The following is a 12,443-nucleotide window of genomic DNA, read 5'->3' on the forward strand; positions in this document are numbered from 1 at the left end:
GGCGATGGCAATCCTCGTTCAATTCGCAATCGGCCTGATCTTCGGCATCGGCCTCATCGTCTCCGGCATGTCGAACCCGGCCAAGGTGCTGAACTTCCTGGACGTCGGCGGCATTCCGACAGGGACATGGGATCCGAGCCTCGCCTTCGTGATGGCGGGCGCGGTGGCCGTGACCTTCATCGGCTTCAGCCGCGTCCTGAAGCTCCCGCGTCCGTTCTTCGCCGATCGATTTTATCTGCCAACACGACGCGACATCGATCCCAGGATCGTTGCAGGTCCCGCGATCTTCGGTATCGGCTGGGGACTGGCGGGGTTCTGCCCGGGACCGGCGCTGACCGCGCTCGGATTCGGCTCGGTCTCGGCGGTCATCTTCGTTGCGGCGATGTGCGCCGGCATGGTGCTCGCCCGCTTCATCGCTCACCTGCCGTCATTGACGCGCTTTGTCACGCCGGCCGATCCGCTCGAAACCTGACGTCGCGGCCTACGAGCAGTTCCAGCAGCAATCGGTCGCCGCCTGATCCCGTTCACCGGGCACGCTGAAGCGGCAGGACCGGGCGAGTTATCTCGTCCGGTCCCGCCCCACCAATCTTCATGTACGACCAGCGGTTAAGCGTTCATCGATTACCAGCGGTCGTCGACACCGACGCCCACGCTGACGCCGGGCGCGCGAATGCCGACGCCGGCGCGCGGGCCGTCATCCCAATCGCGGTGATAGGTCCGGCGCTCGTAATAGCGCTCGCGCGGCATGTAGTTGTAGGAATCGCGCACGATGACACGCGAACCGCCGCGCGTGCGATAGCACCGGCCGGCGTCGTCGCAGACAAGTCGCACCTGCTGGACGAGATCCGGATTGGTGTATTCACTGCTCGTGTAGATATCCGAAGCCTTCACGCCCGATGCGGCGGCCAAAGCACCAACGCCCGCCAATAGCGCAATAGTCAACGTCCTCATCCTGTCCTCCTCCGAAACTGCCCTCGGCGGTAACAAGAAGGGGAGGCGGTGATCGTTCCCACCCGCAATACTGGTTTTTCTCGGAACCGCACCTTCGTTAGGTTTGTTCCTAGATCGGCTCGTAAGTCTCAGTCCCGCAAATGTCGTCGGCTTCGGCGCGTCGGCGATCGACGACCTTTCCGCCATTGATGGTCACGATGTAGGTCTGCGCGCCGAGCGGCGTGCCGGTTGCGGAGGTGAGCTGCGCGCGAACGCAGGCGGTCCAGCCCGGTCCTCGCACCTCGTGATGGGGCGGGGCGACATGCACCTCACGCGGATAGGACGTGGTGAGAAACACCACGTCGATCTGCTCGCGCACCACGCGCTTGACGTCGGGGGGCGGCTCCGGCGGCGGTTGCTCGGCTTCCTTGATGCGCATGAACTCGGGCACCGGCGCCCGGCTGTCGGCAAAGCCGCAAGCACCGAGCGCGAGCGCGCCGGCCAGCAGCGCCGCATTGGCAATGATCCGCAACATCCGTGAAAGGTCCCCTGCGGCGAACAGATAGGCACGAATGCGATCGGGCGAAGTCCGCCCCGATCAAAATTTGCTGAAGGCGCGGAACCCCCGGCATTTGCTATTACGGGATTGCAGGCTAGTTTGTACCCCACGCGAGGGGGATTGCATCAATGAAGATTTTGGTCATAGCGGCTGCGGTGCTGGCGCTGGCGTGCGGCGCGGCCGAGGCGCAGGGGCGGCGTCAGCCCAATGACGGCGCCAAGCCGGCGGACAACAAGCCGAAGGTCGACGAGAAAGCTTACAAGGCCGCGCTCGAGCGCATTCCCGAGCCGAAGGAGAAGTACGACCCGTGGGGCGGGGCCCGCCCGAGCGAACCCGCCAAGAAGCCGAAATGAAGTACGGCGGGCCTCGCTGACTGGTCCGCGAATTCCGCCAGCGCTCGTTCCGATTACAGTGCGGCCATGCGCTCCCCCGGGGAAAGTTCGGGGCAATGGCGCGACGCGCTTCTCGCCATCACACGACATCGCGATGGACGCCGCGGTCATTCTGAGGCCAGCATCTCGATCGGCGACAGCAATGTTGCGTTTGGCGGGGCCACGGTCATCGCTAGAGTCGCGCGCGATCGATCGTCCGCGCGGACGATTTACTGGCATCATCGGTGGTCACACTCGCGATCATCGCACTCATGCTCGCAAGCTTACATGCGCGCAAGCTTACGCCGGCGCGGTGCCACCATATCAAGCAGTCATGATCGTGTTGTGTATGTGATGCGAACGTTCGTTCACATCGCGTGTGCTATTGCACGAAAGCGAGGCCGATGCGTTTGTCGTTGCGCCACACGGGGCGGCAATTCCGTACGAAATTGTCGCGCGCGATCGAGAGTGTGAACGATTGCGGCAATGTGACGGAGCCATCGAGGTCGATCGCCGCGCCGCTTTCCGACATGTTGCGCACCGTGCACGCAATGCCGCCGTCTTCGAAGCTGATCGTTCCGCCCTTGAAAACACGGTGACGCTGTGCTGCGCGCTTCTCGATCATCGGCATTAATCCAAAGTGACGATTGTGAGATAGTGCATAGAAATTACGTTGAAATGAACTCAATACTGGCGCTACTTGCACCACGCTTCAGACTTCGTTTACGACGTTGAAGCGGTGAGTCATGTCCCGCCGACTTTCCTCACGATCCTTTCCTTTATGGCGTTACGCGCCGATGGAGATACTGATGAAGACTTCGCTTTCGCTTCTGTTCGCCGCAGCGCTCTCGCTGACATCCGTGCCCGCCCACGCCGTGAAGTGGGACCTCTCGACTATGACCTGCAAGCAGTTCCTCGAGAGCGGCGAAGACAACATCGCGGTCGTGCTGACCTGGATGGACGGCTGGTACAAGGGCGACGAAGACAATGCGATCATCGACACCGAGGTATTCATCGAGAACGCCAAGAAGTTCGGTGCCTATTGCGGAAAGAATCCGACCGTCAGCGTCGTCACCGCGGCCGACGAGATCCTCGGCAAGTAATTCTTGAAGCGTGCCGACCGAGACACGATCGCAATCGTGCCTCGGTCTGGCTTCGACGTCATCGAGAGCCGCGGTGCGCCTTGCGCTCACGCGGCTCTCTTCTTTTCGGATCAGCTCAGCCCGGCAACATCGCGAACGCGCTCGACACCATCGCCACCGGCTTGTTGTCGGCGGCCGACAGCAGCGTGACGCGACCGAAGCTCATGGTGCGTCCGAGTCGCACCACGCGGGCGTCGGCGAGCACGTCGGACGATGAGGCCGCGCGCATGAAATGAGTGGTCTGGTCGACTGTCGTCATCGGACGGTAGCCGCGATTGGCGGCAAGGATGGCGATCACCATCGCCGTGTCGGCAAGGGCCATCAGCGCCTGGCCGCAGACCACCCCGCCGCTCCGGCACAGCCGCTCCGAAAAGGCCATGCGCAACACTGCGCCCGGCTGCCAGTCGGGCTCATCTGCCGGCGGTGCATGCTCGATGCGCTCGACCGAGAGGTTGAGATCCTGGACCCAGGGCGCGAAGACCTCGCCGAGGATGCGTCGGGCATCATCGATGCCGAACTCGGCTTCTGGCTGCGATGGCATTGCTGTCGTTTCCTCCATTGTTGCCGGATGTTTCGGCCATTCTGCCCGCATCGGCGCGGCAAAGTCACCCGGCTGGTCCCGTCGGCTTGAAAATGCCCGACTTGGCCCGATATGATGCCGTGGTTGGGTACGGGTGGGCGATGTTGCGTCGGTATGTCCTCGTCTTTTGTCTGGTGGCGCTCGGTCTTGCGCTGAACGGGTGCACCAGGTGCGGTCCGATCTGGGACGATTGGCTGCACGCGCCGAAATCGTGCCGCTCGTAGCGGTCCGCAGCGGCCGCACCGGGATGACAAGGCGCCGGGCGATCCGCGCTTCCATGAAATGATCTGAGGAGTGAAAGATGAAGCTTTTCCGTATGGCGGCGGTGATGCTGGCCGTGCTGGCGGCACCGGCCTACGCGCAAATGCCCAATCTCAATCTGCTGCAGGAAGGTCCGGGCAAGACCCCGGAGGAGAAGGCCGCGGAAGCCGAGCGCGACAAGGCCTACAAGGAAACGCTGAAGAAGATTCCGGACGCCAAGACGTCCAACGATCCCTGGGGCGGCATGCGCTCCGATCCGCCGAAACAGCCGGCGGCGCCGAAGGCGGCCGCCACCAGTGCGCCGAAGAAGACCAAGACCGGCACGGCCGCGAACTAAGCGTTTCGGCCGGAGGCGGCAGGCGCCTTCCGGCCGGGACTCCTCCTTGGTCCGGCCACTCCCTACATTAAAGCGCAGGTATTGCGTAGAGGAGGGTAGGTCATGGCCGATCGTCCGCGGGATCTCGCCGAGCGGATGGCGCGCCGGCGCAGGACCGGCGGCAACACGCCGGGCGGGGGCTCCGGTGACGGCTATCTGCGCGAGACCTTCACGCTGCCGCGTGCGGCGGCGCGGGCGAGGGCGGAGGCCTTCTTCGCCCGCTATCCCAAGGCCGGCTATATGAGCGCGGTCGAGACTTGGCGCGAACTGCCCGGCGGCGATATCGAATTCACCATGCGTCGGCTGCCCAGCGCCGATTGAGGGGCCCGCGCGCCCCGCGTCTAGTCGAGCGTCTCGGCGACGATGCGGATGCGGAACACCGGCTCCTTGGCCTCGTCCAGCAGCTCCATGTGCCACTCGGAATTTTCCTGGAGCTTGCGGGCGATCCCGGCGGCCATGTCGGCGCAGACGCTGGTCATCTCCTTCCAGGCGGAATCGCGATCGGAAAATTCCGTCGCCTGGTCCGCACAGCCGGAATAGCGGCCGTTGCGGATTCGGAAGAAATAGAGCGGCATGGCTGGCACCGGTCGCGTGAAGGGCCCACCCCAAGGCCATGGGCGCGCAGTGCAATCCCAAACCCCCGGCAGATCAATTCCGGGTGTCTACGGAGGACATGCTCAGGGCATGTCGCGCTGCGCAGGGATGCCTGCAACATCATTCCGGCTCAGGCTGTCTTGATCAGGCAGTCTTGCGCTCGATGGCCTTCAGTTCCCGATCGATGCGCAGCTGCACCCGCCGGATCGCCAGGAGGTCGATCTTGGTCTCGGTCTTGCCGGACTTGACCTGCTCCCCGATGCGGAACTGCCACTGCCAGACTCCGGGACTTGCCGTCATGGCGACGGTGAACTCGACGCCCCTGTGATTCATGGTCACCTCCCACGATTCACCCTCGATCACATCAAACATGTTGGCCGTCACAATATTCCCATGCAGAAGCAAAATCGGCGGTAAGCCTTGGATGGTTCATGGAAATCCCGGATGCGCACGCGCCATCGACCGGCCAGGAACTCTGTTCATGGCCGGAGAACCACGGAGCCCATTCAATGCTCATGCTGGTCGAAGACTCTTGATCCAGATCAGCCTCCGGCTTCGGAAAGGCGCGGCGCGGAGACGCAAGCGATCAGGCGCCTGTCGGCACGTGCCTTGCTTGGCCGCTGACGGCAAGCAACAAGGGCGCATCATGCTTGGCATTCCCCGTCGCTACAGTCATTTCGTGTTCGGCGTCATCCAGTCCGGATTGACCTCGCTGATCGCGGCGGGAATCGCCAGCTTTCCGGCTGACGGCGCCATGCTGTTCGTTCGGCACTGGATGATGTCGTGGCTGATCGCATGGGCCGCGATGCTGCCCATGGTGCTGCTGGCGGCGCCCGCGATCCGCGCCTTCTCGCTGCGGCTGACGCGGGAGGAGAGCGGCGCGTGAACCGGCGGTGCGCATGAAAAAACCCCGCTTGGGGAGAGCCAAGCGGGGAGAAGGTTATTGGAGGCTGAGGTGCTGGGCTGCAACACCATAAGCCAGGCGAGCCTATCCGGCTGAGCTTACGGCAGCCTGACAGGCTCGCGATTGGAATCGGCACCCCGCGTCACAGCACACGGGCCCGCAAACAGAAAACCCCGCTCGGGGAGAGCGGGGTCGTCGACTGGGTATGGAGGCCCGGTGTTGGTCCACCGGGCTCAGCGACACTAGGCGAGTTCGCTTACAGAGGCCTGACGGCGGCAAGCGAAAGCAATGTTGAGCAGGCCGCACACTGGCCCCGCACCGGTCCCAATTTGGCCACCCGATCGCACCACTCAAGCCACAGCTGCAGGCAAGATTCCGCAGGGTCCGGTGCTGCCATGGGGGAACGTGGCACGCCGGCAACGGGGTGGCATCATGGATAACGTAGAGCGGTCGTTTGCCGCCGCGACAGCGGCTGGCTTCGTGGTGTTGGTGATCGGCATCGCGCTGCTGATGCTGTTGTAGGATCACGCAGCAGAGGCAGACGGCGGGCCGGCTCCGGGCCAGCATGGCCCCGCGCGCGGGTCGGCGCGCCATGGCGGCGCCTTACGTCCTGCAAAAGCTGCAAAACAACCCCATGCACAGTAGGTCTCCGTGCGATTGTCTCGCGCAATCAAGGGCTTGGATGTAGTATCTAGATACCTCCAACTGCCGATATCGTCGCTAGGGCGGGCGTTTCAGCCGGCGCGGGATAAGCAAGGCCTGCGTGAGCTTCGGTCCCGGCCGGCAGCCTTGTCCTCGGGGACTAATGGACCTTGATCGCGTCCAGCGGGAGGCGGAGCTCGGCGGCGCGCTCCTCGCGGTCCTTCTTGCGGAACTCGTTTTCCTTGCGCTCGAACTTGATCAACTCCTTGAGCGTCGCCTCCAGCAGGTGGTTGCGCCTGGTGGCATCGTGCAGCGTATTTTCCGTCATGACCGAGATCCCCATTGTTGCGGTCCAACCCAGAGAAGGCCGCAGGGCACCGAAAGGTTCGATGCCGCAGGATTGTGTAAGCATGACGGCACGCGGCGGCTGCGTCTTTGATGCGCGTCAGCTTCGCTTGAAGACGAACGGTCGCTGGACGCGGTCGTTGGGTATCGAGCCGATCGCGCGCATTCGATGTCGCGTTACTTCGGAGGTCGCAGCCCGGTGGACTCGATCCAGTCGTGCAGATGAGAGGCCACGTCGGCTTGGCGAGCCTTCTCGAGGAGGGCGTCCCGCTTGGGACCGGGGGGAAGGCGCAAGGCCTGATCCCGGACCTGCTCCACCCATGCAGCAAGCCGGTCCTGAAGGCTCAGCCGTTGCTTGAAACGTCGTCGCGTGGGCATGGCACGCTCCTTTCCATGCGCGGAAGGCGGGAGCGCAAATCGGCGTTCTCATCACCGATAGTTGCCAGGGTCCGTGCGGCGATGACCCATTGAACCAGATTGTCGGATCCGGTTCGGTCCAATTGTGTACAGAGCGTTCTTGGCGACGTTCTTGGGCGGCCTCACCCGTCCTCGTTGAACCACGAAAGCGGTTCGGCTGTGCGCCGCCTCTGTTGTCGTTGCCGTTCGGCATGTTCGCGCGCCTGCCGCACTCGTCGCGCTTCCTCGACCAGCTTGCGAGCGGTCTCTTGCGCGTCGTCGGCGCGCCGGAAAAGCGGGTCTGTTTCCATGGACCCCATAACGCAGAAACAGGGGAGTGGGTTCAGGCGCGGGGCTTCTCCCAGGGAAACGGCTCCTGTGTCTTGCGGCCGAGGAACGTGTCCGGCATGGGCAGTTGCAACACTTTCGCCGCCTCGGCCGCCAGCTCGCGCATGAGGGCGTTCTGCGCCGCAAGTTCGACAGCCAGATAGTGCACGCGCGAAATGTGATTGTGGTCGGCCATGGCGGCGCTCCCTCGCTTCGCAGGCGGGAGCGCGCTCGGTCTCTCAGCCACCGACGCCTACGGGCAGAGCCTCGGCCGGTGATGTCAGGTAAACTGTCACGGGCCGCTTTGGTTCACTATTGAACTTAGGGGGTGCTGCCTTAGTCGGGCGGCTGTAGGCCGGGCGATCTCAGCCACTGGCTCATATGCGAGCCGGTCTCGGCCTGGCGGGCCTTGCGGAGGGCGTCGTCCTGTAGCGGACCGGGAGGGAGGGATCTGGCTTCTTCTCGGAGGCGTTTTGCTTCTTCGGCAAGGCGTTCTTCCAAGAACACGGTTTGCGTGAAACGGCGGCGTCGCTGCATGACACAACCTCGTCTGACGGGTCCTAACCGTTGGGCTTGAATTTCACGAATCCAATATGCCGTAGCTGGCGTTCCAGTTCCCGGAGATGCCCGGTCATAAGGGAAATGCGGTCGGTGCGAGCGGCTGAAAGGCGGCCTCAATTCATCTTGCGGCGCAATTGCCTGACGATCTCGCGGAGGTCGGCGGCGTATTCCTCAATGATCCGGAGCGCCGCGTCCAAGCGCGACGGCTTGGCGTCCTTACCCTCAGTCGGCTTACCAGGGTCGGTCATGGGCCGGATGGTCTGCCGCGCGAGGGAATGATGTTTGCGCTGGATCAAGGGAAGGTGAAGCTCCGCCGCGCGTTCCTGACGCGATCATCCATGCTCCATCAGCAACAGGATCGCCGCGAGTAACACCGCTACGAACATGGCCGGTACCACAATCCAGGCAGTCTCGTTTCTCATGGTGCGCATGGTTTCATGCGTTGCACCGTGCCGCTACCTATACATCGGGATACTCGGGGACTGCCGGATTTCAAACAGCACTCAACGGTCGTCCTAAACGCTCATCGAGATGATGGCTATCAAGCCCGCAGCAGCCGTGCCCCACGCCAGCGCATGCAACATCCAAGGCCGCATTGTCGCCTCCCGACAGATGGGAGGATGCAGGCGGATCGCGTGCGCTACTTGAGATAGATCAAAGGCTAAAGACTAGCGCCGTTGCGGCGGCCACGGTGAAAACACCGGCGCCAATTGCAAGCACGCCCACGAGTAGTTCTTTGCCCATGCCCTGATCTTAACTTAGGTCGGTTCGGGCTGGCTATGCGGTTTGTGCCAGATTTTCCCGATACGGGGCTCCAGTGAATGAGGACACTGGCCGGATCAGGACGCTGCAAATCCGGGGTACGTCGGTTGCCCAATCGCCAGGTACCCGGCGCCGATGCAAGTTGCTGGACCTGGGTTAGCGTCAGCCTTGGCTGGCCCAGTACCTTTGGCCTCAACTCAGCCTGCCCGGAGTTGGGGCCGCCTTTTGGACACCCCGCGGAGGGGGAAGATCAGGGCCCTCGCTGCGGCCCTATTGTCCATTGGAGCGGCGCCGCTCCAATGCGGCGAAGACTTCAAACAGGACAATGATGATCGCTATGCCTGCACCGCCCCCAAGCGTTAGTAGAAGCACCATCCCCAGCATTCGATCTACTGCCGCTCTATGATTGGTGGCGGCGCTGGGGCTTCTTTTGATTCCAGCGCCATGACGTGCATCGGCCGGGCCTTCTCCGCGGCCGGCTCGGTCAGAGCCATCCGCGCCGCGATCTCTGCTTGCTTCAAATGGTCGGCGGTCGGCACTTCGTTTCCCCGCAGCTCCACCTCCTGCAGCGGAAGCTAGCGGCATAAGTACCAAAGTGAACATTCGTTCCGAGCCGCTGGGTACGACCTTAGCTCAAGGGACCGCGAAGCTTCTTGAGGATGCCAATCTGGTCGTCGATGTTCTCTTGAGCCACTTTCCGAGCCGCTTCCGTGCGCTCCGGATCGGGCGCAGGGATGGGTGGTTTGTCGAGGTGCTTGTCGGTGGGCATCCCCGCACTAGAGCAAATTGGGACACCCGCTTCATTAAACTAGGATACTCGGGGTCAAATACGGACAGTCCCCAAAATCGACGTTGTCCTAATTCCCCTCCGCGGGTGTCGGATATCGAACAGACCGTTCCAGACTTATCAGCCAGATTGACGACGTCCGGGATTTTGCGATTCCCTCCCGGGGCTGGAACAACGTCGCCCGCCATATTGCAAGCGGGCGACGTTGTTGTTTGTGGGGTGTCCTAATCTGCCTCTGCCGGTGTCCCCAAAATCGGTGCTGTCCTAATTAGGCCGCCAACTGAGGCGGCCTTATCTTTGAATATAAACGGCCCCAACTGGGGGCCGCCAACCCTCTGATGGGGTTTTCCTCCAGCAGTCTGGGGGGCACCTTTCGTGCTGGGGGCATCGTAGAGATGCGCTGCTAGGCCGATAGTTCCTCAGCCGCTTAGACTGGTACCCCACGGAGGCGGACAGTACCCAAAATCGCAAAAGAACATATTGCGAACTGAGAACAAATGGGGTACACTGTTTTTATCGCCGGCCCGCCTCTCAATCGTTTGTCCCCCTAGCGAATCCTCGCCATAAGGAGCACGACCCAATGTCCGCAACTGCCCTGCGTATCGTCGAAGGATCTTCCATGGACAAGAGTAAAGCTCTGGCTGCCGCGCTCTCCCAGATCGAGCGCCAGTTCGGCAAGGGCTCGGTGATGAAGCTGGGCAAGAGCGACCGGTCCATGGACATCGAGGCAGTGTCCTCCGGTTCGCTCGGGCTCGATATCGCGCTCGGCATTGGCGGCCTGCCCAAGGGGCGCATCGTCGAAATCTACGGGCCGGAATCCTCGGGCAAGACGACGCTGGCGCTGCACACGGTGGCGGAAGCGCAGAAGAAGGGCGGCATCTGCGCCTTCATCGACGCCGAGCACGCGCTCGACCCGGTCTATGCCCGCAAGCTCGGGGTCAACATCGACGAACTCCTGATCTCGCAGCCCGACACCGGCGAGCAGGCGCTGGAGATCTGCGACACGCTGGTGCGCTCGGGTGCGGTGGACGTTCTGGTGGTCGACTCGGTTGCGGCGCTGGTGCCGAAGGCCGAGCTCGAGGGCGAGATGGGCGATGCGCTGCCGGGTCTGCAGGCGCGTCTGATGAGCCAAGCGCTGCGCAAGCTGACGGCCTCGATCAACAAGTCCAACACCATGGTGATCTTCATCAACCAGATCCGCATGAAGATCGGTGTGATGTACGGCTCGCCCGAAACCACGACCGGCGGTAACGCGCTGAAATTCTATGCCTCCGTACGCCTCGACATCCGCCGTATCGGCGCGATCAAGGAGCGCGACGAAGTGGTCGGCAACACCACCCGCGTGAAGGTGGTGAAGAACAAGCTGGCGCCGCCGTTCAAGCAAGTCGAGTTCGACATCATGTACGGCGAGGGCGTCTCCAAGATGGGCGAGATCCTCGATCTCGGCGTCAAGGCCGGCATCGTCGAGAAGTCCGGCGCCTGGTTCTCCTATGACAGCCAGCGCCTCGGCCAGGGTCGCGAGAATTCGAAAGCGTTTTTGAAGGCCAACCCCGACATCACCGCCAAGATCGAGACCTCGATCCGCCAGAACTCCGGCCTGATCTCCGAGCAGATTTTGGCCGGCACGCCCGAGAGCGACGCCGACGGCGAGGAGCCGGCGGACGAGTAAGCCTTAACGCGAAAAGTTTTCGCGAGGAGCGGGCACTGAGGACGTTGAGTTGCCGACGTCTTCGGTGCCCGTTTCGTTTTGCGTGAGGGGGGCGCGCCGACGATGAAGCGTGTGATCCTGACCAGTTCGTCCGGCGTTGGCCTTGCTCATGCGAACCGCGCCGAGATGGTCGTTCCGCTTATTTTTCGGTTCGTCTTGGGAGCGTTACCCAACGCGCACCACCTGGACGCCTACCTGGAAGGAGACTCCGTAAGAGGCAATCCGGCAGTAATGTGGTTCGATCTTGTCGGCCGGTCTTCCCAGACCGGCCTTGCGCACAAGGGTGCCGGACTGGTCTGGTTCTGCAAGACCTACGGTGTCGACCTCATCGAGCTGTGGTTCGATCCCGAGCCGAACAGTCAGCTGCAGTTGATCTGGATGCTCGATTACCTGCGTTCTCATCCGACGGTCGCCGAGCGTCTGAAGTTGCGCTTTGTCGATTTCGATCTGCGCGGAGCAGATCCCGCAGAGCTTCGTCACAGTGACGTGCAGCAGTTCAATATCGCAGAAAGTGATTTTGCGATCGCCGGAATGGCCTGGGAGGCCTACCGCGCGCCGACGCCCGAGCTCTGCGCCGGGCTGCTCGACAGGCCGCTCGGCAAGCTGTTCTTCCTGAAGCCGGCCATGGAAGACCTGCTCTCGGAACTGCCGTCGCCGGCGACGGGACTGGGGACGACCGAGACGCGGCTTCTCGAACTGATCGCAAGAGGACTCGATCGCACCGAGGAGCTGTTTCGGCCGGGCACGCTTGGAGCACGCGTGTTCGATCCGTGGGAATTGGGCACGCTGCTCGAAGGACTCGCATTCGGCCCGGCGCCCGCCGTTGCGGGTCTGGACAGCAAGCTGGCGACACTCGACCCGGACAATGCAAGAAGCCGCAACGCCGCCTTTCGCCGGAGCCGGCTGTCGCTGACAGAATTTGGCGAAGCGGTCCTTGAAGCCCGCGAGGATTTTCGTCGGCTCAATCCGATTCGGCGCTGGTGGGGTGGTACGCTTCTTACCAACGAGCGGCTTTGGCGCTGGGATGCGCAGGGGCGTTCGCTGGTTGCGCCCAAGTCGGTGCCGTAGGGTGGGCAAAGGCGCGCAAGCGCCGTGCCCACCATATTTCAATGTGCACAAAGGTGGTGGGCACGCATCCGCCTTCGCTCTCTCGAGCTACGGCGGAGCTTTGCCCACCCTACGGGACTGTAGGGTGGAT

The 12,443-nt window shown here is 62.7% G+C and carries 19 protein-coding genes; 8 read left to right on the forward strand and 11 right to left on the reverse strand.

From position 1 onward, the window contains the following. The first annotated feature begins 4 nt into the window (after positions 1-4). Positions 5-472 (forward strand): YeeE/YedE family protein, encoded by a 468-nt coding sequence (locus JQ603_RS23780; RefSeq protein WP_212343048.1) that lies wholly within the window; start codon positions 5-7, stop codon positions 470-472. 149 nt (positions 473-621) lie between these two features. Here JQ603_RS23780 and JQ603_RS23785 read toward each other — a convergent pair whose 3' ends face one another. Further along, positions 622-951 (reverse strand): hypothetical protein, encoded by a 330-nt coding sequence (locus JQ603_RS23785; RefSeq protein WP_212343050.1) that lies wholly within the window; start codon positions 949-951, stop codon positions 622-624. Positions 952-1,060: 109 nt separating this feature from the next. Further along, positions 1,061-1,465, reverse strand: a complete 405-nt coding sequence (locus JQ603_RS23790) for a hypothetical protein (protein WP_212343052.1) — start codon at positions 1,463-1,465, stop codon at positions 1,061-1,063. A 152-nt stretch (positions 1,466-1,617) separates the two neighbouring features. On the opposite strand from JQ603_RS23790, the gene JQ603_RS23795 reads away from it, so the two are divergent. Next, positions 1,618-1,842 (forward strand): hypothetical protein, encoded by a 225-nt coding sequence (locus JQ603_RS23795; protein WP_212343054.1) that lies wholly within the window; start codon positions 1,618-1,620, stop codon positions 1,840-1,842. Positions 1,843-2,242: 400 nt separating this feature from the next. On the opposite strand, the gene JQ603_RS23800 is transcribed toward JQ603_RS23795, so the two are convergent. Next, a complete protein-coding gene (locus JQ603_RS23800; protein WP_212343056.1) occupies positions 2,243-2,485 on the reverse strand; it encodes a PilZ domain-containing protein in 243 nt (80 codons plus the stop codon). Positions 2,486-2,669: 184 nt separating this feature from the next. On the opposite strand from JQ603_RS23800, the gene JQ603_RS23805 reads away from it, so the two are divergent. Continuing rightward, positions 2,670-2,963 (forward strand): HdeA family protein, encoded by a 294-nt coding sequence (locus tag JQ603_RS23805; RefSeq protein ID WP_212343058.1) that lies wholly within the window; start codon positions 2,670-2,672, stop codon positions 2,961-2,963. A 115-nt stretch (positions 2,964-3,078) separates the two neighbouring features. On the opposite strand, the gene JQ603_RS23810 is transcribed toward JQ603_RS23805, so the two are convergent. Further along, the gene (locus JQ603_RS23810; RefSeq protein WP_212343059.1) at positions 3,079-3,543 is read right to left on the reverse strand and encodes a PaaI family thioesterase; all 465 of its coding nucleotides are present in this window, start codon (positions 3,541-3,543) and stop codon (positions 3,079-3,081) included. 340 nt (positions 3,544-3,883) lie between these two features. Between JQ603_RS23810 and JQ603_RS23815 the strand changes: the two genes are divergently transcribed. Then, positions 3,884-4,180 carry a hypothetical protein gene (locus JQ603_RS23815; RefSeq protein WP_212343060.1) on the forward strand — a complete coding sequence of 99 codons (297 nt, stop codon included), beginning with the start codon at positions 3,884-3,886 and terminating at the stop codon, positions 4,178-4,180. Positions 4,181-4,282: 102 nt separating this feature from the next. After that, positions 4,283-4,540 (forward strand): hypothetical protein, encoded by a 258-nt coding sequence (locus JQ603_RS23820; RefSeq protein ID WP_212343061.1) that lies wholly within the window; start codon positions 4,283-4,285, stop codon positions 4,538-4,540. Positions 4,541-4,560: 20 nt separating this feature from the next. On the opposite strand, the gene JQ603_RS23825 is transcribed toward JQ603_RS23820, so the two are convergent. After that, complete coding sequence (locus tag JQ603_RS23825; RefSeq protein WP_018642771.1) at positions 4,561-4,794, reverse strand: DUF6894 family protein; 234 nt, start codon at positions 4,792-4,794, stop codon at positions 4,561-4,563. Positions 4,795-4,957: 163 nt separating this feature from the next. Then, a complete protein-coding gene (locus JQ603_RS23830) occupies positions 4,958-5,146 on the reverse strand; it encodes a hypothetical protein (RefSeq protein WP_212343062.1) in 189 nt (62 codons plus the stop codon). A gap of 313 nt (positions 5,147-5,459) precedes the next feature. Here JQ603_RS23830 and JQ603_RS23835 point away from each other — a divergent pair, with 313 nt between their 5' ends. Continuing rightward, the gene (locus JQ603_RS23835) at positions 5,460-5,699 is read left to right on the forward strand and encodes a DUF2798 domain-containing protein (protein ID WP_212343063.1); all 240 of its coding nucleotides are present in this window, start codon (positions 5,460-5,462) and stop codon (positions 5,697-5,699) included. An 820-nt stretch (positions 5,700-6,519) separates the two neighbouring features. On the opposite strand, the gene JQ603_RS23840 is transcribed toward JQ603_RS23835, so the two are convergent. The 5 genes from JQ603_RS23840 to JQ603_RS23855 form a co-directional block, all read right to left on the reverse strand. Continuing rightward, a complete protein-coding gene (locus JQ603_RS23840; protein WP_212343064.1) occupies positions 6,520-6,687 on the reverse strand; it encodes a hypothetical protein in 168 nt (55 codons plus the stop codon). 756 nt (positions 6,688-7,443) lie between these two features. Beyond that, complete coding sequence (locus tag JQ603_RS23845) at positions 7,444-7,623, reverse strand: hypothetical protein (protein ID WP_212343066.1); 180 nt, start codon at positions 7,621-7,623, stop codon at positions 7,444-7,446. Positions 7,624-7,763: 140 nt separating this feature from the next. Next, on the reverse strand, positions 7,764-7,964 hold the full coding sequence (locus JQ603_RS38080; protein ID WP_245003799.1) for a hypothetical protein: 201 nt from the start codon (positions 7,962-7,964) through the stop codon (positions 7,764-7,766). Between the two features lie 137 nt (positions 7,965-8,101). Then, positions 8,102-8,284, reverse strand: a complete 183-nt coding sequence (locus tag JQ603_RS23850) for a hypothetical protein (protein ID WP_212343310.1) — start codon at positions 8,282-8,284, stop codon at positions 8,102-8,104. 855 nt (positions 8,285-9,139) lie between these two features. Continuing rightward, complete coding sequence (locus tag JQ603_RS23855; RefSeq protein ID WP_212343068.1) at positions 9,140-9,289, reverse strand: hypothetical protein; 150 nt, start codon at positions 9,287-9,289, stop codon at positions 9,140-9,142. A gap of 828 nt (positions 9,290-10,117) precedes the next feature. On the opposite strand from JQ603_RS23855, the gene recA reads away from it, so the two are divergent. Together recA and JQ603_RS23865 are read left to right on the forward strand one after the other, a co-directional pair. Further along, complete coding sequence (gene recA, locus JQ603_RS23860; RefSeq protein WP_166815157.1) at positions 10,118-11,206, forward strand: recombinase RecA; 1,089 nt, start codon at positions 10,118-10,120, stop codon at positions 11,204-11,206. Between the two features lie 102 nt (positions 11,207-11,308). Continuing rightward, the gene (locus JQ603_RS23865) at positions 11,309-12,313 is read left to right on the forward strand and encodes a hypothetical protein (RefSeq protein WP_212343070.1); all 1,005 of its coding nucleotides are present in this window, start codon (positions 11,309-11,311) and stop codon (positions 12,311-12,313) included. The last annotated feature ends 130 nt before the right edge of the window (positions 12,314-12,443 follow it).

The sequence above is a fragment of the Bradyrhizobium liaoningense genome (assembly GCF_018130825.1).
GTDB classification, from domain to species: Bacteria; Pseudomonadota; Alphaproteobacteria; order Rhizobiales; family Xanthobacteraceae; genus Bradyrhizobium; species Bradyrhizobium liaoningense_B.

Coding starts and splice junctions, on each gene's coding strand:
- JQ603_RS23780 (WP_212343048.1), top strand. CDS start 5: ATGGCAATCCTCGTTCAATTCGCAATCGGCCTGATCTTCGGCATCGGC.
- JQ603_RS23785 (WP_212343050.1), bottom strand. CDS start 951: ATGAGGACGTTGACTATTGCGCTATTGGCGGGCGTTGGTGCTTTGGCC.
- JQ603_RS23790 (WP_212343052.1), bottom strand. CDS start 1,465: ATGTTGCGGATCATTGCCAATGCGGCGCTGCTGGCCGGCGCGCTCGCG.
- JQ603_RS23795 (WP_212343054.1), top strand. CDS start 1,618: ATGAAGATTTTGGTCATAGCGGCTGCGGTGCTGGCGCTGGCGTGCGGC.
- JQ603_RS23800 (WP_212343056.1), bottom strand. CDS start 2,485: ATGATCGAGAAGCGCGCAGCACAGCGTCACCGTGTTTTCAAGGGCGGA.
- JQ603_RS23805 (WP_212343058.1), top strand. CDS start 2,670: ATGAAGACTTCGCTTTCGCTTCTGTTCGCCGCAGCGCTCTCGCTGACA.
- JQ603_RS23810 (WP_212343059.1), bottom strand. CDS start 3,543: ATGCCATCGCAGCCAGAAGCCGAGTTCGGCATCGATGATGCCCGACGC.
- JQ603_RS23815 (WP_212343060.1), top strand. CDS start 3,884: ATGAAGCTTTTCCGTATGGCGGCGGTGATGCTGGCCGTGCTGGCGGCA.
- JQ603_RS23820 (WP_212343061.1), top strand. CDS start 4,283: ATGGCCGATCGTCCGCGGGATCTCGCCGAGCGGATGGCGCGCCGGCGC.
- JQ603_RS23825 (WP_018642771.1), bottom strand. CDS start 4,794: ATGCCGCTCTATTTCTTCCGAATCCGCAACGGCCGCTATTCCGGCTGT.
- JQ603_RS23830 (WP_212343062.1), bottom strand. CDS start 5,146: ATGAATCACAGGGGCGTCGAGTTCACCGTCGCCATGACGGCAAGTCCC.
- JQ603_RS23835 (WP_212343063.1), top strand. CDS start 5,460: ATGCTTGGCATTCCCCGTCGCTACAGTCATTTCGTGTTCGGCGTCATC.
- JQ603_RS23840 (WP_212343064.1), bottom strand. CDS start 6,687: ATGACGGAAAATACGCTGCACGATGCCACCAGGCGCAACCACCTGCTG.
- JQ603_RS23845 (WP_212343066.1), bottom strand. CDS start 7,623: ATGGCCGACCACAATCACATTTCGCGCGTGCACTATCTGGCTGTCGAA.
- JQ603_RS38080 (WP_245003799.1), bottom strand. CDS start 7,964: ATGCAGCGACGCCGCCGTTTCACGCAAACCGTGTTCTTGGAAGAACGC.
- recA (WP_166815157.1), top strand. CDS start 10,118: ATGTCCGCAACTGCCCTGCGTATCGTCGAAGGATCTTCCATGGACAAG.
- JQ603_RS23865 (WP_212343070.1), top strand. CDS start 11,309: ATGAAGCGTGTGATCCTGACCAGTTCGTCCGGCGTTGGCCTTGCTCAT.